21 protein-coding genes are annotated in these 18,527 nt (G+C 67.9%); 4 read left to right on the top strand and 17 right to left on the bottom strand.

All coding sequences use genetic code 11. The features are described from left to right. The first annotated feature begins 7 nt into the window (after positions 1-7). The 4 genes from RHCRD62_RS04950 to RHCRD62_RS04935 all read left to right on the top strand — a co-directional run bounded on the left by RHCRD62_RS04950 (position 8) and on the right by RHCRD62_RS04935 (position 3,253). Complete coding sequence (locus tag RHCRD62_RS04950; RefSeq protein WP_050063586.1) at positions 8-1,231, top strand: hypothetical protein; 1,224 nt, start codon at positions 8-10, stop codon at positions 1,229-1,231. After that, on the top strand, positions 1,228-1,602 hold the full coding sequence (locus RHCRD62_RS26030) for a hypothetical protein (RefSeq protein WP_050063585.1): 375 nt from the start codon (positions 1,228-1,230) through the stop codon (positions 1,600-1,602). The genes RHCRD62_RS04950 and RHCRD62_RS26030 overlap by 4 nt, the downstream gene beginning before the upstream one ends. 23 nt (positions 1,603-1,625) lie before the next feature. Further along, positions 1,626-2,195 carry a DUF3558 family protein gene (locus RHCRD62_RS04940; protein WP_050063584.1) on the top strand — a complete coding sequence of 190 codons (570 nt, stop codon included), beginning with the start codon at positions 1,626-1,628 and terminating at the stop codon, positions 2,193-2,195. 83 nt (positions 2,196-2,278) lie between these two features. Further along, a complete protein-coding gene (locus RHCRD62_RS04935; protein WP_050063583.1) occupies positions 2,279-3,253 on the top strand; it encodes an Acg family FMN-binding oxidoreductase in 975 nt (324 codons plus the stop codon). Between the two features lie 3 nt (positions 3,254-3,256). On the opposite strand, the gene RHCRD62_RS04930 is transcribed toward RHCRD62_RS04935, so the two are convergent. From RHCRD62_RS04930 to ftsH, 17 genes are all read right to left on the bottom strand, one after another. Continuing rightward, a complete protein-coding gene (locus RHCRD62_RS04930) occupies positions 3,257-4,156 on the bottom strand; it encodes an esterase/lipase family protein (protein WP_050063582.1) in 900 nt (299 codons plus the stop codon). A gap of 129 nt (positions 4,157-4,285) precedes the next feature. Then, positions 4,286-4,630 (bottom strand): histone-like nucleoid-structuring protein Lsr2, encoded by a 345-nt coding sequence (locus tag RHCRD62_RS04925; protein WP_050063581.1) that lies wholly within the window; start codon positions 4,628-4,630, stop codon positions 4,286-4,288. Positions 4,631-4,752: 122 nt separating this feature from the next. Next, on the bottom strand, positions 4,753-6,264 hold the full coding sequence (gene lysS, locus RHCRD62_RS04920; RefSeq protein ID WP_050063580.1) for a lysine--tRNA ligase: 1,512 nt from the start codon (positions 6,262-6,264) through the stop codon (positions 4,753-4,755). Positions 6,265-6,335: 71 nt separating this feature from the next. Next, positions 6,336-7,574, bottom strand: coding sequence for an acid phosphatase (locus RHCRD62_RS04915; RefSeq protein WP_050063579.1), 1,239 nt, complete (start codon positions 7,572-7,574; stop codon positions 6,336-6,338). A gap of 115 nt (positions 7,575-7,689) precedes the next feature. Next, the gene (locus RHCRD62_RS04910) at positions 7,690-8,112 is read right to left on the bottom strand and encodes a rhodanese-like domain-containing protein (RefSeq protein ID WP_050063578.1); all 423 of its coding nucleotides are present in this window, start codon (positions 8,110-8,112) and stop codon (positions 7,690-7,692) included. Next, the gene (locus RHCRD62_RS04905; RefSeq protein ID WP_050063577.1) at positions 8,109-8,669 is read right to left on the bottom strand and encodes a cysteine dioxygenase; all 561 of its coding nucleotides are present in this window, start codon (positions 8,667-8,669) and stop codon (positions 8,109-8,111) included. Before RHCRD62_RS04905 ends, RHCRD62_RS04910 begins: the two co-directional genes overlap by 4 nt. A gap of 162 nt (positions 8,670-8,831) precedes the next feature. Beyond that, positions 8,832-9,647: a type III pantothenate kinase gene (locus RHCRD62_RS04900; protein WP_050063576.1), complete on the bottom strand. Its 816-nt coding sequence runs from the start codon at positions 9,645-9,647 to the stop codon at positions 8,832-8,834. Positions 9,648-9,650: 3 nt separating this feature from the next. Further along, positions 9,651-10,091, bottom strand: a complete 441-nt coding sequence (gene panD, locus RHCRD62_RS04895; RefSeq protein WP_050063575.1) for an aspartate 1-decarboxylase — start codon at positions 10,089-10,091, stop codon at positions 9,651-9,653. A gap of 18 nt (positions 10,092-10,109) precedes the next feature. Beyond that, on the bottom strand, positions 10,110-11,036 hold the full coding sequence (gene panC, locus RHCRD62_RS04890) for a pantoate--beta-alanine ligase (protein ID WP_050063574.1): 927 nt from the start codon (positions 11,034-11,036) through the stop codon (positions 10,110-10,112). After that, a complete protein-coding gene (locus tag RHCRD62_RS04885; RefSeq protein ID WP_050063696.1) occupies positions 11,033-11,974 on the bottom strand; it encodes a Rossmann-like and DUF2520 domain-containing protein in 942 nt (313 codons plus the stop codon). Before RHCRD62_RS04885 ends, panC begins: the two co-directional genes overlap by 4 nt. A 110-nt stretch (positions 11,975-12,084) precedes the next feature. Further along, complete coding sequence (locus RHCRD62_RS04880; protein ID WP_050063573.1) at positions 12,085-13,068, bottom strand: DUF6779 domain-containing protein; 984 nt, start codon at positions 13,066-13,068, stop codon at positions 12,085-12,087. Positions 13,069-13,136: 68 nt separating this feature from the next. Next, entirely contained in the window at positions 13,137-13,604 is a 468-nt protein-coding gene (locus tag RHCRD62_RS04875; protein ID WP_050063572.1) for a DUF3180 domain-containing protein, read from the bottom strand. Further along, complete coding sequence (gene folK / locus RHCRD62_RS04870; protein WP_050063571.1) at positions 13,604-14,110, bottom strand: 2-amino-4-hydroxy-6-hydroxymethyldihydropteridine diphosphokinase; 507 nt, start codon at positions 14,108-14,110, stop codon at positions 13,604-13,606. Before folK ends, RHCRD62_RS04875 begins: the two co-directional genes overlap by 1 nt. After that, on the bottom strand, positions 14,110-14,481 hold the full coding sequence (gene folB / locus RHCRD62_RS04865) for a dihydroneopterin aldolase (protein WP_050063570.1): 372 nt from the start codon (positions 14,479-14,481) through the stop codon (positions 14,110-14,112). Before folB ends, folK begins: the two co-directional genes overlap by 1 nt. After that, the gene (gene folP / locus RHCRD62_RS04860) at positions 14,474-15,325 is read right to left on the bottom strand and encodes a dihydropteroate synthase (protein ID WP_050063569.1); all 852 of its coding nucleotides are present in this window, start codon (positions 15,323-15,325) and stop codon (positions 14,474-14,476) included. The genes folB and folP overlap by 8 nt, the downstream gene beginning before the upstream one ends. Beyond that, the gene (gene folE / locus RHCRD62_RS04855; RefSeq protein WP_050063695.1) at positions 15,322-15,963 is read right to left on the bottom strand and encodes a GTP cyclohydrolase I FolE; all 642 of its coding nucleotides are present in this window, start codon (positions 15,961-15,963) and stop codon (positions 15,322-15,324) included. Before folE ends, folP begins: the two co-directional genes overlap by 4 nt. Before the next feature lie 72 nt (positions 15,964-16,035). Next, positions 16,036-18,354 carry an ATP-dependent zinc metalloprotease FtsH gene (ftsH, locus tag RHCRD62_RS04850; protein WP_050063568.1) on the bottom strand — a complete coding sequence of 773 codons (2,319 nt, stop codon included), beginning with the start codon at positions 18,352-18,354 and terminating at the stop codon, positions 16,036-16,038. Positions 18,355-18,527 lie beyond the last annotated feature (173 nt).

Below are 18,527 nucleotides of genomic sequence, written 5' to 3'. Positions count from 1 at the left end.
CCCCGACATGCGTGAAAAATTCAAGTCCGAACCAACCGAGATTGCCGGACTGTCGGTCCTCGCCCACAAGATTGCCGACGACGCCTGGGAGACAACCAACTTCGCCCGCAGTCACACACCACCTCTGGGCGACTTCGGCGACGGCGCGATGTGGGCCCTGTACGAGCCACTCGGCATGTACAGCGACGCCGTGGTCCGACGTTACGACGCCAACCACGAGAACTGCCGCGGCATCGGCGTGAACCTGAACCGGACGGCGTGGATGTACCACGACCAGGAGGCCCGCAACTACGCCGCGCTCAACGCGAACGTGATCGGCCTCGAGAACCTCGACCCTGCGAGCTACAGCGACACGGCGCCGGCCCCCGGTCTCGCCAACGACTACGAGAACCCGGCCCGGTACGTCGCGCGCGAGTCGGTCAAGCTCGATCCGCCGGAGACCGCAGCCGAGGACATCCGAAAGATCATCGCCGACGAGGCGGGCTGGCTCGGCGACGTCGACGACGCCGTCAAGGCGGTGACCAAGTGGTCCGCGCTCGAAGAGGTCATCAAGCCGATCAGCGGAAACTGGAACGAACTCAAGCGAATCGGCGAGTCGCACAAGATCGCCGGTGAAGCGATGGAGAAGTGCGGCAAGAACCTCGAGGCCGGCGCAGAGCAGGTCGCCGACCATTGGAGCGGAAAGGCAGAGGAGTCCTTCCAGGACTACGCGCGCCGACAGGTCGAGTCGATGAAGTGGGAGGGGCCGGTCGGACGGCTCACCAAGGAGGCCCTCGACGCCGCCGGGACCGAGATACAGGACGCATGCATCGAGGTCGTGCGGCAGCTCGCCGACCTCTTGGCCAAGGAGGTGGAAGGCGACAGCATCAAGAGCCTGGTCAAGTTGCTCGCGAAGAAGATTCCCGTCGTCGGGACGTCCTACCAGGCCTGGGCGGTCTACGACATCATCATCAGCGTCAAGGGCAGGGTCGAACAGCTGGTCGCACAGGTGCAGGGCATCGTCGACGCGATCAAGAGCTTCCTCGAACCGCTCATCGCCATGAACGACAGCGCCAACGCGATCTCCGAAGAAACTCTGGGGCCGATCGCGGAGCGGGTCCGGGACACGCGGCGGAAGGCCGAAATCGGTTTGGACATCAAGGCTGCTGCCGACGCAGACGGGCCTCTGCACCGACCCGACGAGGACTACTCACCGGGAGCCGGCACCGAACCATGGGAAGACGCAGCATGACCGAGGACATCCCACCCTTCCTGCGCTCCGCCTACAACCGTCTGATGGACGCGATCGACGTTTCCGCCACCGCCCGAATACGTGCCGCGAAGGTCCGCGAAGGCGATTGGGACGATCTGATCGACGTCACGGACGCGATCATGGAACGGACCGCGCAGCTCGACGACGCCTCCCCCGCGATCCGCGCCTATGCCGTGCGCGTCGCGGCCGACGAATGCCGTTGGCACGAAATCGAATCCCGGTGCCACCCCATTCCCCCCGAGGTCGACCACATCAAGAACTCCGGCATCTATCGCTGGTATCCCAACGCCACACCGCCGCCGGCTCTCGAGCCGGACGAGCCCGAGCCGTACCGCATTCCTTGGGAATGATCCCGCCCCTCGACAGGAGAACAGTGAAGTTCAGCCGTTTCGCCGGGCTCGGACTGTGCGCCGTTGCGCTCGCCGTGGCGCCCGCCTGCTCCACGTCGGAATCCGACGCAGACGCGACGAGTACTGCCACCGCGACAAGCACCGGCCTGACCGAAGCACCAGCCGCCGAAGATGCCGTCAACCGAATCGGCATCGACCCGTGCACTCTGCTGACCGCCGCCGAGGCGCAGGACGCAGTCGGATTCGCACCGCTGACGCCCAGCAGGCAAGTCCCGCCGGACAAGGAAGGGGCCGCATGCGACTGGCTTCCGCCCGACAATGCCCCCGCGGGAATGATCGGTGTGGTGATCGGCGTACCAGGGCGCCTCCCGGACTCCGCCCCCCAGAAGATCGCGGGTGTCGACGTGGTGCTGACCGAATCACCGGATCGATGCTTCGCACACGGACGGTTCGAGGACGGGCGCGGCCTGTTCCTTCTCGTCTCACCCAGCGTGGAGAAGGTCGCCGCCGCCGGCCTCGATCCCGACGAGACGTGGTGCACGCAGGCCGTCCCAACGCTGGAGAAGATGCTCACCCGACTCGGCTGGAAGTAGCGCCCAAGTCGGGACCATCGGCCCTAGTCGCCCGATTCCAGCAGATCGACACTGGTTATCAGGACGCACAGTGAGGACCGATCATGGACGCGCTCATTCCCGATACCGATGTCGTACGCACGGCGGTGGATCTGGCGTGCCGGGCACCGTCGGTGCACAACAGTCAGCCGTGGCAGTGGCGGTACGACGCCGGCCGACTCGACCTGTATGCCGACCCGACGCGACTCCTCGTCGCCGCCGACCCCCGCGGACGTCAGTTGCTCATCAGTTGCGGCGCCGCACTGCATCATCTGACGGTCGCGATGACGTCGCTGCGCTGGCGTACCCACGTTCGCCTGCTCCCCGACCCGCTGGCGCCGCGACTGGTCGCGTCGGTCACGTTCAGTCGCGATGCGCGCCCTCAGTCCCACGACTTCGACCTGCTCGCCGCCATCCGCCGCCGCCGCACCGATCGCACCCCGTTCGAACCGTTGCCGGTGAACCCGCTGCTGCCCGAGTTGTTGCGGACCGCCGCGGGCACCGATGCGACCCTGACGGTTCTCGGCGAGGACACGCGGCCCGCGTTGGCGGCGGCCACCGAAATGAGCTCCGCGGTGCGCCGCTACGACGCGTCCTACCAGGCCGAACTGCACTGGTGGGCCGGGCACGGTTTCGACACCGAGGGAATTCCGGACACCGCACTGGCCTCGCGCGCCGAGCGCGAGCGGGTGCCCGTCGGCCGCGCCTTCCCGGACTCGCACGCGGTCGTGTCCGCGGAGCCGGGACCATCGGACCAGTCGACGGTGATGCTGCTCAGCACACCGGGTGACTCCCCCACCGACTGGATTCGATGCGGCGAGGCGATGTCGGCGGTGACGTTGGAGGCGACGGTGCAACGCCTGGCGACGTGCCCGTTGACGCACCTGACCGACATCGAACGCAGCCGCGACACGATCCGGGCACTCGCGCCCGGTGCGGGTGTACCGCAACTGCTGCTCCGGGTGGGCACATCCACCCACCCGGCGCCGCTGAACATCACGCCGCGTAGGCCGGTCGCGCAGGTGCTGACCTTCGGCTGATCGTCAGCCGAAGACCGGTGGAACGAACACGCACGGCACGGGACGCTGATTCGCCGGATCGAGCGCGTTGAGGACAAGAGCCGCGGCGACGGGCTCACCGGCGATCGAGAGGTGCTCGCCGAAGTTGCGGTCGCAGAAGTCCTGAACAACGAGGTTCGTCGTGTTCGGTCCCTCTTCGTACCCGCTGGTGTACGGGATCACGATCTCGTCGTAGCGGGTGATGATGTTGGTGTAGGTGATGCCCGGTTCGTAGACTCCACCGTCCCGGACGGCGTTCATGAAAGGCGAACCCGCGACCAGCTGTCCGCACGCACCGCAGAGGGGCGCCAGCGCAGGTCCGGCCACGTCTATGCCGCCTGCGCGTAGCGCGGCAGCGTTCCGATCGAGGTCGAAGGCGCCTTCCCCCTTCCAGACCGGAGCCAGCGAGACGTACTTGTCCACCTTGTCCGCGCCACCGAGGAACTTCACCCAGTACGTCGGCATCAGGGTGCCCTGGGAATGGCCGACGAGATCCACCTTCTCTGCGCCGGTCGCGGCGAGCACCTGATCCACGAACGCGCCGAGTTGCGCAGCGCTCTGATCCATCGGTTTCATGCCGCCGATCGCGCTGAGCGGCCAGGGCAGTTCTTCGTGGGCCCCGTAGGTCAGCGAGAAGACGCAGTAGCCCTCGTTCGCAAGGAGGGGCGCGTACGTCGCCCAGTTGGTCTGGCGGTTACCGGCGGTGCCGTGCACGAGAACGACGGGATTCGGATGCTCCGCGGTGGGCCTGCACGACCAATCGTTCGATCCGGGGGCGGAACCGCCGGGATTGGTCAGTTCCAACGGAACTCCGGCCAGGAACTGATAGGGAACCGGCAGCGGATCCGCGCCCGCCGTACCCGACCCGAGGAATAGTGCGGCCACCCCAACCAATGCCGCGACTACATTTCGAACACGCACCGCGCCCCCCATTTTCGTTCGTTCCGCCTGTTCGCGGCAGGCTAACAGGGGAGCCGAACGCGAACAGGCAGAACGAACGAAAAACTCGGCGGGTCAGTTCGCCTTGTTGTACAGTTCCGTGATTTCCGCGGAGATTCGACCGCGCGCGGAGACCGGATGACCATTGCGACGCGCCCACTCGCGAATCGCGGCACTCTGCTCACGATCCACTGCGGCCCTTGCCTTGCCGGTGGGCGCAGCAACCTTCCCGCGACGTCGACCGGTGGAGCGGCGCGCGTGCGTCACCCACACCGCGAGTTGGTCACGCAGCTTTTCCGCATTCTCGGACGACAGGTCGATCTCGTAGGTCACGCCGTCAAGGCCGAATTCGACAGTTTCATCGGCAGCCGACTCCTGATCCACGTCGTCGATCAGTGTGACCGTGACCTTCTTCGCCATGAGTCGAGTTCCCTTCGAATTGAGCGCATCATTACCAACCCCGGTGAACCGGTTTCGGCGAGTCTACCCCCGGAACAAGAATCACGATTACCGAGAATTCTGAGAATTCCGTTGTAATTCGATCAACGCGCAGAAGGACGCACAATTGGGAACAGGATGGTTTCGCGGATACCCAATCCGGTCAATGCCATCAGCAGTCGGTCGATACCCATACCGGTGCCGGTGGTCGGCGGCATGCCGTGTTCCATTGCCGCAAGGAACTCCTCGTCGAGGACCATCGCCTCATCGTCGCCCGCTGCCGCGAGACGCGCCTGATCGACGAACCGCTCACGCTGGATCACCGGGTCGACGAGTTCCGAGTAGCCGGTGGCCAGTTCGAACCCGCGGACGTACAGGTCCCACTTCTCGGTGACGCCGGGAAGCGATCGATGCTGCCTGGTCAGCGGGGACGTCTCGACCGGGAAGTTCCGGACGAACGTCGGCTCGTGCAACTGGTCGCCGCACTGGTGCTCCCACAACTCCTCGACGAGCTTGCCGTGCCCGTAGCCCTTGTCCTTCGGAACCTCGAGCCCCACCCTCGCGGCGAGCGCGAGCAACTCGTCGACGGTCGTGTCCGGCGTGACCTCGACACCGATGGCCGCGGACAACGACGGATACATCTCCATCGTCTTCCACTCGCCGCTCAGGTCGTATTCGGTACCGTCGACCAGCGTCACGACCTGCGTCCCGAGAGCGTTCTGCGCGACTTCCTGAATCAGCTCACGAATCATCGTCGCGGAATCGTCGTACGTGCCGTACGCCTCGTAGGTCTCGAGCATCGCGAACTCCGGCGAATGCGTCGAGTCGATGCCTTCGTTGCGGAAATTGCGGTTGATCTCGAAGACCTTCTCGATTCCGCCGACGACGCACCTCTTGAGGAACAACTCGGGCGCGATACGCAGGAACAGGTCGATGTCGAGTGCGTTCGAGTGCGTGACGAACGGCCGCGCGGCCGCACCGCCTGCGACCGTCTGCAGCATCGGGGTTTCGACCTCGAGGAAGCCGCGGCTCTCGAGCGCGTTCCGCAGTTCCCGGACGATGGCGACGCGCTTGCGCGCGGTCTCGCGGGCTTCCGGCCGCACGATGAGGTCGACATACCGCTGGCGGACCCTCGACTCCTCGTTCATCTCCTTGTGAGCGACAGGGAGCGGACGCAGCGACTTCGACGCGAGCTGCCACGCGTCCGCCATGACCGAGAGCTCGCCGCGACGGGAGCTGATGACCTCGCCGTGGACGAAGACGTGGTCACCGAGGTCAACGTCCGCCTTCCACGCTGCCAGCGCGTCCTCGCCGACGTTCGCGAGGGACAGCATCGCCTGCAGCTGGGTTCCGTCACCCTCCTGCAGCGTCGCGAAGCACAGCTTGCCGGTGTTGCGGACGAAGATGACGCGGCCCGCGACGCCGACCTGCTCGCCCGTGGCGGTGTCGGGTTCGAGATCGGGAAACTTGGCGCGGATCTCGCCGAGCGAATGGGTCCGGGGCACCGAGACGGGGTACGCCTCCAGTCCCTGTTCCAGGAGACGCTCACGCTTCTCCCGGCGGATACGCAGCTGCTCGGGGGTGTCGTCTACATGCTGGGCCGGTGCATCACTCACGGGCTCCAAGACTATAGGGCCACCACCGCCGCGCGACTGCTGGGCCGCGCGGCGGTCGGACATGTCTCGGTTCAGGACACCGCCACGGAGCCGTCCGGGCGGACGGTCACCGTTGCCGCCGACGCGGCTGCGAGGTCGAGGCGCTGCCACCCACCCTGCGGGCCCGTCTTGTCCAGCGGGTACCCGGAGTCGGCGGCGGTCTGTGCCAGCACCTGGAGGCGCTGCGCGTCGGTCAGGTCGGGGAACACTCCGCGCAGCAGCGCGGCGGCCTCCGCCGGAACCTCGATCGGCACGCCCGACGCCCCGACCCGGTCGAACCCGTACGTCATCCGCTCGCGGTAGACGCGCGTCGCCTCGTCCGCCGACAGGTAGGCCGAGTCCTCGGCGATCACCTGAGACAACGGCCGGCCGGTCTCGCGTTCGAGCACCGTCCGCAGCTCGACTCCTGCCTCGTCGACGAGCGGAGCGAACGCCGGGTCGGCGAGCCGGTCCGCGGCGGCGGCGGTGCCGAGCATGCGGCCGCTGATCACGTCGAGCGGGTAGTGCACGCCGAGCACGATGCGGCTGTTGCCGATCTCGGAGGCGCGGGTCAGGATCTTCGGCGCCAACTCGGGAACCATCGTGGCGAGGAGCGAGGCCGTCAGGTACGCGCCCGAGGTGTGGCCGGACGGGTAGGAGCCGCTCGACTCGACCGACGAGTACACGGTGCCGCGGGCGTCGTCGTGGCGCACGATCCTGGCGGGGTCGACGACGAACGGGCGGGGATTGTTGTAGACGGTCTTCTCGATCAGCGACGAGTTGACCAGTCCGCCTGCCCGCGAGAGGTACCCCCCGAGCAACGCCTTCACCTTGGGAAGCCGCCCGCCCTCGTAGGCGTCGAGGAACGCCGCACCGAGTTCGTCGCCGAGCGAGTCGGCGAGGGAGATCTCGCGGTCCTCGTAGTTGTCGAAGATCGCGCGCTCCACTGTCCGCGTGTCGGCGGAGTTGTTGACGTCGACGACCGTCTGCAGGTTCTTCGCGATGACATCGGGTCGCTCTGCGCGCAGAGCGTTGAAGCCGTCCATCAGGGCGATGTAGGTGCCGCGTGCCGGGAGGTCCGACGGGTAGATGCGCGCGAGCTGGTCGAGCCCGTATCCGTCTGCAGGCAAGCCGAGTGCAGACTCGATTGCGGCGGCGGCGCCGCCCTGGATCTGAACGGCCTGCGGACCGGTCGGTACCTGTGCGGCGGCGATACCTGCGGTTGTGAGCTGGCCGCCGAACACGGTCACCGCCGCGATGGCGGCGAGGGCGGGACGTCCTGTCAGACGCATTGTCGGGTCTCCTGGATGGTCGGCGGTTCGGACGCGGCGCGTCCTCGCCGCGACCCTAGCCGGGGCAGAAGACCAGAACTGGACGGTCGGTGAACTGCAGCTGAACCCGAAATGGTCAGTGTGCGGCGACCGTCGACAGTTCGCGGGTGCAGTGTGTCTGCCCGATCAGCGCCCCGAGCAGTCCGGCGGACCGCAACGCCTGGTAGCCGCCGACCAGGTCGGTCGCCCGGTGCAGGCCGAGCTGACGCAGCGACGCCGCCGCAAGGCTCGACGTGTACCCCTCGGAGCAGACGATCACCCATTCGACGTCGTGATCGACGGCGAGGGCCAGGTGTGCGCTGCTGGTCGGATCGGTCCGCCATTCGAGGACGTTGCGTTCGATCGCGAGCGCGCCGGGCAGGGTGCCTTCGCGTTCACGCTGGGCCTGGGGCCTGATGTCGACGAAGACGGCACCACGGCGAACGGCGTCGGCAACCTCGAACACGTACATCCGGTCGATGCGGGACCGGGCCTCGTCGAGCATTTCGTCGATGGTCATGCCGAGAGCCCTTCCGGAAGATCGGTCAGTGTGGTGCGGGTGCGACGCAGGCTGCCCTGGTCGGTGACCTCGTAGTAGGACATCGCGGTCAACGGCGGCGAATACGCGTGCACGCTGAGTGTCGGTGCACCGGGACCCGATTCGGTGTCGGGCGCCTGCACGACGTCGTGCACCCAGCCGAGAGGGAACGACGCCTGGTCGCCCGCGGCCAACGTGCGGTACTTGAGTTCGCTTCCACCCCAGCGGTATTCGGCAAGCGTTCCACTGAGGACGGTGAGCGCACCGAGGGAACCTGCGTGGTCGTGCAGTTCCGTCGATTCGCCGGGAACCCAGCTGATCAGCCAGACGTCGACGTCGTCGTCGGCGTGCAACCGGGAGGACCAGCGCTCGGCGACGGGCCACTCGTCCGCACCGGGGATGAGGTGGGCGAAACGGCCGTCGAGCACGTCCTGCGCACCCTGATCGGTGATACGCAGCAGGTCAGCGGGACGGAGGCGGGTGGGCGACACCGATGGTCGCGCGGGACGAGGCCCGGAAAAGACAGGTGTGGAAAGCATGGAAACAGCTCCAGGAGGTGGAATCGTTCGAGGGCAAAGGACATGCCTCGAACAGATCGAGGCGGCAGTCAGCCTCGACAACACTCCTGAGCAACCATGCGAGCAATCACGCCGACAAGTGTGACACAGAATCCGGGATCGGCAAAGGGTGCAGGGACAAGCTCACACCACGGGGGCGCGTTTCGCGGCCCGTCTGGCCTGGTTGCGCTCGTAGACGATGCGCAGCCCCTCCAGCGCCAGGTGACGCTCGAGGTGCGCAATGGTCTCGGACTCCGGCATCACCAACGGCGCGCTGTCTCCCGTCGCGAGCACCGTCACGTCCGTCCCAGCGAACGCGGGCAGTTCGGCGCGCACGCGGCGCACCAATCCGTCGACCAGGCCGGCGAATCCGAACACCGCACCCGACTGCATGCACTCGACGCTGTTCTTGCCCACGACCGCTCGTGGTCGGACCAGTTCGAACTGACGCAGCGCGGCCGAATGGGAGGCGAGGGCGTCGGTGGACGTCTCCAGCCCCGGCGCGATCGCGCCCCCGAGGAACTCCCCCTTCGCCGACACGACGTCGACGCACGTCGCGACACCGAAGTCGACGACGATGCACGGTCCACCGTAGAGATGATGCGCGGCAAGGCTGTTCACGATCCGGTCGGCACCCACCTCTTTGGGGTTGTCGACGAGGAGCGGCACACCCGTACGGACGCCGGGTTCGACGACGACATGCGGGACGTGATCCCAGTACCGGCTCAGCATCACCCGAAGCTCGCGCAGCACGGACGGGACCGTCGACAGTGCCGACACGCCGACGATCGTCTCGACCCGCGACCCCAGCAACCCGCGCAGCAGCAGGGCGAGCTCGTCGGCCGTCATCCGCGGATCGGTGCGCATCCGCCAATCCTGTTCCAGCCGAGCGTTGTCCCCTGATCCGGTGAACACCCCGAGCGAGATGGTGGTGTTGCGGACGTCGACCGCAAGGAGCACGGCCTACACCAGTGCCGAGGTGTTCTCGAGGGTGCTCAGCATCCGCGGGGTGATCAGACCGGAGCCCTCGGGCGCGTGTGCGGGATCCGACCCGAGTTCGACCTGCTTGTTGTCCGCGTCCACGAACACGACGCGCGGGTTGTAGTCGCGGCACTCCTGCTCGTTCATCACGCCGTAGGCGATGAGGATCACCAGGTCGCCCGGGTTGACGAGATGCGCTGCCGCACCGTTGATCCCGATCACGCCGGTGCCGCGCTCCCCCGCGATGACGTAGGTCTCGAGGCGGGCACCGTTGTCGATGTCGACGATGCACACCTGCTCGCCCTCGAGGAGATCGGCGGCGTCCATCAGGTCCTGGTCGACGGTGACGGAGCCGACGTAGTGCAGGTCGGCGTGGGTCACGGTGGCGCGGTGGATCTTCGACTTCATCATCGTGCGAAACATGTACTGCCCCTTACGGTTCTAGCGAACGATCTGATCGTCGGCAACATTGGAGATGAGTGCGGGATCCTCGTCCCGCTCGAGGAATCCGGTGCCGACGGCGACACCGACGTTGTCGATGAGCCGGGTGTTTCCCACCCGGACAGCGACCAGCAGTCGCCCGTCACCCCGCTCGGGCGCCGGACCGAGATCGACGCCGCGCACCTCGAGGTAGTCGACGACGATCTCCGGGGTGGTGGCAAGCACCTCGCCCGCCACCGCGAGGATCGCCTCGGCGCCACCCGCAGCGGCGTGTGCACCCGCGACGAGGGCCGCGGAAATCGTTGCCGCCGCGGCCCTCTGCTCCTCGTCGAGGTAGCGGTTGCGCGACGAGAGCGCGAGCCCGTCCTGCTCACGGACAGTCGGCACTCCGCGGATCTCGACGTCGAAGTTCAGATCGCGGACCATCTGACGGATCAGCGTCAGCTGCTGGTAGTCCTTCTCGCCGAAGTACGCGGTGTTCGGGGCGACGATCTGCAGCAACTTCGCGACCACCGTGAGCATCCCGGCGAAGTGCGTCGGCCTGCTGCCACCTTCGAGTTCGCCGCCGAGCGGGCCCGGAAGCACCGTGGTGCGCGGTCCGTTCGGGTACATCTGCGCTGCCGACGGAGCGAAGACGAGTTCGACACCCTCGCCGCGCAGCAGTTCGAGGTCGGCATCGAGTGTCCGCGGGTAGGCATCGAGGTCCTCGCCCGCGGCGAACTGCAGCGGATTGACGAAGATGGAGACCACCACGACCGCACCGCGCAGTTTGGCCTGACGCACCAACTCGATGTGCCCGGCATGCAGGGCGCCCATCGTGGGCACCAACGCCACCTGCCGTCCGACACCGCGCAGTGCCCGCGTGACCCGCGTCAGCTCTGCGGGTTCGTGGTGCACGGTCAGCTCGCCGCGCGTGTAGCCGTTCACGATTGGTCCTCCAAGAACTCGATCAACGCCGGGTCCGCCCCGGCGACCTGTGCCGACCGCAGCGACAACGCCCGATAGCCGGCGGCAAGTTGTGGGTCCACCTCACCGAGCACCCGCAGGTGTGTGGCGACGGCGGTCCGGTCGCCGCGTGCGACGGGACCGGTCAGGGCCGCGGGTCCGCGGCGCAGCGCGTTGTCCAGGGCCGCGGACAGCAGCGGTGCCAGCACCCGCTCCGCGACACCGTTCGGCGCGGCATCGACGACCTGCTGCCCGAACAGTTCGTCACCCGACAACGCGACGCGAAGTGCGGCGACGGCATCGGAGACCAGGGTGACGAGGTGATTGCTGCCGTGCGCGAGAGCGGCGTGGTACAGCGGCCGCACCTCTTCACGAACGCGGACCGGCTCACCACCGATCTCGAGCACCAGGGACTGCGCGATCGCGTACCCGACCTCGTCGGCGGCGGTGATCCCGAAGCAGGTCGACGCGAGCCGGGAGACGTCCTCGTCGTGGCCGGTGAACGTCATCGCGGGGTGAATCGCGAGGGGAACCGCACCCCGCGCCGTGAGGGGCGACAGGACGGCGATGCCGTTGGCGCCGGACGTGTGCGCGACGATCGTCCCCGGACGGAGCGAGCCGGTGGCGGCGAGACCGTGCACCAGGTCCGCGAGCTCGGCGTCGGGAACGGCGAGGATCAGGAGTTCGCACCGCGACGCGACGTCGGCGGCGGGCAGGATCTGGGTGTCGGGAAGGCGCTGCTGGGCACGCCGCACCGACGCCTCGGAGACGGCGGAGCATGCCACGACCAGGTGGCCGACGCGTTCGAGTGCTGCACCCAGAGCGGTGCCGACGCGTCCCGCCGAGACGATTCCTACCGTCAGCCGTGCGGGCGCCGGGTCCGAAAAGGACCCACCTCGAGTGATCTCGGAAGAGGTCACCGTTGTTCCTCTCAGTTCGTTCCAGTCCCGCATGGCGGGTACCGGACGTTCACAGCGAGGATAGTCGGCCGCTCCAGCGCGCCGCCACGGTGGAAACAGTGATCTACGGCTCACTCACGACGGCGACGGCCCTGTCGCGGTCCGTCGGCGTCGGACTTCTCGGCGCGTACGTTCGCGAGAATCTCGGCGACGGTGAGTCCACTCGAATGTGCTCCGTCACCCTCCTCGCCCTCGGCGGCGCGTCGCCGCCCACCCCGAGTCGTCGGCGCCTGGGCCGGCGATTCCGCTGTAGGACCGGGTTGGCCCGTCGGGTCGGGCTCGGCCGGCTCGAGGTCGGGTTCGTCCTGCTCCTCGGCGTCCGGCGACGGTGTTTCGTCGGGAGGTTCCGGCGCTTGCGGCCTGTCGTCGTTCGCGGTGACGGGTGCACTGCTGTCCACGCGCCCACGGGCGGGGACCGGATCGGGCGCGCGGCCCGGGACGGGAATCGGCCCGGTCTCGTCCTCGGGCACGACGTCCACCTCGGCGGTCACGGGCTCGTCGTCCGGTGAGGCGAACTTCGGGCCCGCTCCGGGATCCGCGTACGCGGGTTTCGGGGCGAAGGGCACGGCGCCGGCCGCACCCGGACCGAGCTCACCTCGACGCGTTCCTTCCGATTCGATCGCGACACGGTCGGCGGGGAGCCTGCCCTCGAACAGCACTTCGAGACTGCCGCGCAGTGCCGCAAGCTCGGCCCGCAGCGCGGCGATCTCGGACGCCTCCAGGCTCGTCTCGCTACGCACGCGCGCCTCGACACCGGCCTCGTACTCGCGGCGGGCGGTCACCTCACGTTCGAGCTGCAGTTGGTACACCGTCTGCAGGTCCCGGATCTTCGCCTTGTCCGCCGCGGACTCGCGCCGGTACTTCGTCATGGCGATGGCACCGACGACGGCGGCCCACAGGGCGGCGACGAGTCCGATCCGCAGAATCTGAACGCTGTCACCGAAAATGAGGAACAGGCTGGCGACGACCGCCAGCACCACGAGACCGGCAACGATGACCTGGCTCGCGCTGCGCCTGTTCCTTCGAATCGAACCCGCGCGACCAGAAAACGTCATGGCGCCCAGGATAGCCGTCGGCGGCCTGGAGTCCGGGACGCCGGAACGCGATGTCCGGCCGAACCGAGCTACATCGCGGGCTCGTCCGGCGGCTCGTCGGGAGTTCGGCAGCAATGTTCCAGCCACATCGCTGCCGCCACCAGAACCACGCCGCCGACCAACCCGACGACGGTTCCGGCGGTGTCCTGCGCCGCGGCATCGACCTCGGCCCGTTCCGGCAGGAGATACAGGAGCAAGCCGAACCACACACCCGCACTGGCCGCCCCCACCAGTGATGACGCCTTCGCAAGAGCGACGGCTCGCGCAGCGGTGATGGGGTGCAGCTGATGCCGGTCCGTCCCGATCCTGCGGTCGTCGACCCGGGAGCGGATGACGAAAGCCAGGACGAACTCGATCAGCGCCACCGGATACAGCGAGGCTCCGGCAAATACGGACACCGGGGGTAGTGAGCCGTAGAAGGACCGGACGAGGATCCACGTCACGACGGCCGCGAATGCGGCCAACGCCACCAGGTCACGACCCCGTGTCGGCTTCATCACGACACCGCCAACACCATGTCGGTGCGGCGGACACCGGCCACGTCCGCAGGGTCCAGCGACCGCGCGAGTTCGGCGACCCCGACCGCCGACCCGTCGACCGTGAGCACGGCGTCCGGATCGATCTCCAACCAGGGCACCAGCACGAACGCCCGCAGATGTGCCCGCGGATGGGGAAGCGTCAACTCCGGGTCGACACTGACGACACCGCCGCAGTCGATCACGTCCACGTCGAGACTCCGGGGTCCCCACCGCACATCCCGCACCCGGTCCGCGCGCTGTTCGAGATCCTGCCCGAATCGCAGCCAGCCCCGGCAGTCCAGCTCGTCGTCATCCGCGATCAGCGTCGCGTTGAGGAAATCCTGCTGATCCACGCCACCCCACGGCGCGGTTGCGTAGACACTCGAGACCGCCACGAGCCGCGGGCCGAGTTCGTCCACCACGGAACGCAGATTCGCGAGGGGGTCGCCGAGGTTCGAACCGATCGACAGCACCACCCTTGCCATCAGCGCGACCCCGTCCGCGACCGGTACGCCACCACCGCAACGTCGGCAAACGTCAGCGGGATCGGAGCGGACGGCTTGTGCACGGTGACCTCCACCGCCGCGACGCGACCGTCGGTGAGCACGGCGTCGGCGATCTCGGCGGCAACCGTCTCGATCAGGTCCCGCGGCGGCCCCGCGACGATGTCGGCCGCGGTCTGCGCGAGCGCGCCGTAGTCGAGGGTGTCGGCGAGGTCGTCCGACGCCGCAGCGCCCGCGAGGTCCATCCACACAGTGACGTCGATCAGGAAGTCCTGGCCGTCGCGCTTCTCGTGCTCGAAGACGCCGTGATGCCCGCGTACCCGCAGTCCACGTAGTTCGATGCAGTCAGACACCTCGAGCCTCCTGTGCGCCACGCCATGCCTGCTCGACCGCGATCGCGTCCCGCGATCCTCGGACGTCGTGCACCCGGACACCCCACGCTCCTCCGCGAGCGGCGAACGCGGACACCACCGCCGTCGCGATCTCGCGGCCGTCGGGGGCGCGATCGCCGTCCCGGTCGGCGAGCAGTGTGCCCAGGAAACGCTTGCGGGACGCGCCGATCAGCACGGGGAAACCGAGGGCCCGCAATTCGGGCAATGCACCGAGCAGCGCCCAATTGTGTTCTGCCGTCTTGGCGAAACCGAGACCGGGATCGACGATCAACTGCGACGGGTCGACGCCCGCGCGCACCGCGGCGTCGACCGTCTCGGTCAGTTCGGCACAGACGTCGGCGACCACATCGCCGTAGTGCAGGACCCCGCCCGCGTGGACGTACTCCCCCGCCGAACGCCAGTGCATCAGGATCCACGGCACGCCTGCATCGGCGATCACCGACGCCATCGCCGGGTCGGCGCGACCACCCGACACGTCGTTGACGACGTGCGCACCCGCCTCGATCGCGGCCTGCGCCACCGACGCCCGCATCGTGTCGACACTGACCGGGATGCCTTCGGCGACGAGGTCGGCGACGACCGGGGCCACGCGCTGCGCCTCGACGTCGGGATCAACCCGCTGTGCGCCGGGACGCGTCGACTCGCCACCGACGTCGATGATGTCGACACCGAGCCTGCGCAGTTCGAGTCCGTGAGCGATCGCCGCGTCCCGGTCGAGGTAGCGCCCGCCGTCGGAGAAGGAGTCGCTGGTGACGTTGAGAACACCCATCACCACGCATCGTCCGGGTGTCGGGAGCACGGTCATCTGCGGACGATGAGGTCCAGCGCCTCGGCCCTGGAGGCCGCGCTGGTCTGGAAGAGGCCACGGACCGCGGAGGTCGTGGTGCTGGCGCCCGGCTTCCGGATGCCGCGCATCGCCATGCACAGGTGCTCGGCCTCGACGACGACGATGACGCCGCGGGGGTCCAGTTTGCGCATCAGGGCGTCCGCGACCTGGCTCGTCAGCCGCTCCTGCACCTGCGGACGCTTCGCGTACAGGTCGACCACGCGTGCCAGCTTCGACAGGCCGGTCACCCGGCCGGTCGGTCCCGGAATGTAGCCGACGTGCGCGACACCATGGAAGGAGACGAGGTGATGTTCGCAGGTCGAGTACATAGGGATGTCGCGCACGAGCACGAGTTCCTGATGTCCCTCGTCGAAAGTGGTGTCGAGGACACTGTCCGGATCGGTGTAGAGACCGGCGAACACCTCGCGGTACGCGCGCGCGACCCGCGCCGGGGTGTCGAGCAGTCCGGGACGGTCCGGATCCTCGCCGACCGCGATCAGCAGTTCCCGGACCGCTGCTTCGGCTCGCGGCTGGTCGAAGACACGCCCCGACTCGATCGACTGCAACACGTCGCCCGCCTCACCTGTTCCAGCGCCACCGAGTTGATGAACCGACACCTGGACCGCACCTCCACCTCGCTCGAACCGCCGATCCGCACCTCGGCGAACCTCGTCAAACACTAGCGGGGCCTACTCCTTGCCGTTCGGCCCGTCCCAACGCTGCGTCGACGCATCCTTGTCGTCGGCCGGAGGGTGCGCCGGCTGCGGCGGCGGGTTCCACTGCGGATATCCGGCGTACGGATTCTCCGACTCCGGGTAGGGGTTCGTCGCGGGACGCGCGTGCTGCGTGTCTCCGCGCGGCGGCCAACCCGGCGCCGACCATCCGGCGGGGGCGCCGTAGTCGGGGACCGATCCCTGCGGGGCCTGCTGGTGCTGCGGCGGCGGGTACGGCGGGTACCCGGCGGGCGGGACCTGGTATCCGTTCTGCGGCTGCGGCGGGGCGGGCTGCTGAGGGACGGGCTGCGACGCCGTGTCACGACTCGCATACGTCGGGACGCGCGAGGGCTCCTCCGGCAACGGCTCACCGCGTTCGATCGCCAGTTCCTTCGGCGTCTTGATCGGCGGCTTCTCCGACGGCACCCGGTCACCGAAGTCGTTGAACGCGGTGATCCGCGGCCGCTTCTCGACGCTCGTGAAGAGCGCTTCGAGGTCCTTGCGTGTGAGGGTCTCGTGCTCGAGGAGTTGCCCTGCGAGCACATCGAGCACGTCGCGGTACTCGTTGAGGATCGACCATGCCTCGGTGTGCGCCGCCTCGATCAGATTGCGCACCTCCTCGTCGATCTCGCGGGCGACCTCGTGCGAGTAGTCGGACTGCTGACCCATCGACCGGCCGAGGAACGGATCGCCGCCCTCCTGCCCGTAGCGGACCGCGCCGAGCTTGGCGCTCATGCCGTACTCGGTGACCATCGCGCGGGCGATCTTCGTGGCCTGGTCGATGTCGGAGGACGCACCGGTCGTCGGCTCGTGGAACACCAGTTCCTCGGCCGCGCGGCCACCCATCGCCATGACGAGGCGCGCGATCATCTCGGAGCGGGTCATCAGGCCCTTGTCGTCCTCGGGCACCGTCATGGCGTGACCGCCGGTGCGGCCGCGCGCGAGGATGGTGACCTTGTAGATCGGCTCGATGTCGGGCATCGCCCACGCCGCGAGGGTGTGACCACCCTCGTGGTACGCGGTGATCTTCTTCTCGTGCTCGCTGATGATGCGGCTCTTGCGGCGGGGGCCGCCGATGACTCGGTCCACCGACTCCTCGAGCGCAGCCTCGGTGATGACGGCACCGTTCTCGCGGGCCGTGAGCAGCGCCGCCTCGTTGATGACGTTCGCCAGGTCAGCGCCGGACATGCCGACGGTCCGCTTGGCGAGGCCCTCGAGGTCCGCGTGCTGGTCGAGCGGCTTGCCCTGCGAATGAACCCGCAGGATCGCGCGGCGACCGGCGAGGTCCGGGTTGCTCACCGGGATCTGGCGGTCGAAGCGACCGGGACGCAGCAGTGCCGGGTCGAGGATGTCGGGCCGGTTCGTCGCGGCGATCAGGATGATGCCCTGCCGGTCGCCGAATCCGTCCATCTCGACGAGCAGCTGGTTGAGGGTCTGCTCACGCTCGTCGTGACCGCCGCCGAGGCCTGCGCCGCGCTGGCGGCCGACCGCGTCGATCTCGTCGACGAAGATGATGCAGGGGCTGTTCTGCTTGGCCTGTTCGAACAGGTCACGAACGCGGGACGCGCCGACACCGACGAACATCTCGACGAAGTCGGAACCGGAGATCGTGAAGAACGGCACCCCGGCCTCACCCGCGACCGCGCGCGCGAGGAGAGTCTTGCCGGTTCCGGGCGGACCGTAGAGCAGGACGCCCTTCGGGATCTTCGCGCCCAACGCCTGGTAGCGCGCCGGGTTCTGCAGGAAGTCCTTGATCTCGTAGAGCTCTTCGACGGCCTCGTCCGCGCCCGCGACGTCGGCGAACGTGGTCTTGGGCATGTCCTTGGAGAGCTGCTTGGCCTTCGACTTCCCGAAGCCCATGACGCCGCCGCGGCCGCCGCCCTGCATCCGGCCCATCACGAAGACGAACAGGCCGAGCAGAATGATCATCGGAAGCACGAACAGCAGGATCTGGGTCAGCCAGCTCTGCGTGCTGACCTTGGTGTTGTAGTTCTCGAGTCCGGCGTCCTGGACCTCGGTGAAGATCTGCTCGGACGCCGCCATCGGGTACTTGGCGAGGATCTGCGTGGCGTTCTCGGTCGCATCGTTGCCCTGCTTGAGGGTCAACCGGATCTGCTGCTCGCGGTCGTCGATCTGCGCGTCTGTGACGTTCTTCGCGTCGAGCTGCGCGATCGCCACCGAGGTGTCGACGGTCGTGTACCCGCGGGTGTCGTTGCCGAAGTAGCTGAACGCGTAGATGATCAGCAGGATGCCGGCGACGATCGCCAGGTTGCGAAACACTGTCTTACGGTTCATACAGGTTCAGCCGCGAGGGCCAGTCCTTTCCAGTTCCGGTCGAGCCAATCAGCTCGGGTCGAGCTCGGTGCGCCGGCTTCCGGCTGCTTACCGGACACCTCAGATTACCGCGAACCGGGGTGGTGATCTCCGAGGCCACGTCACCCGCGTTCCGGCGAGGATCCCACACCGAC

This window comes from Rhodococcus sp. RD6.2 (assembly GCF_001040705.1).
Taxonomy (GTDB): Bacteria; Actinomycetota; Actinomycetes; order Mycobacteriales; family Mycobacteriaceae; genus Rhodococcus_G.
This window is presented reverse-complemented; position numbering and strand designations above follow the sequence as displayed.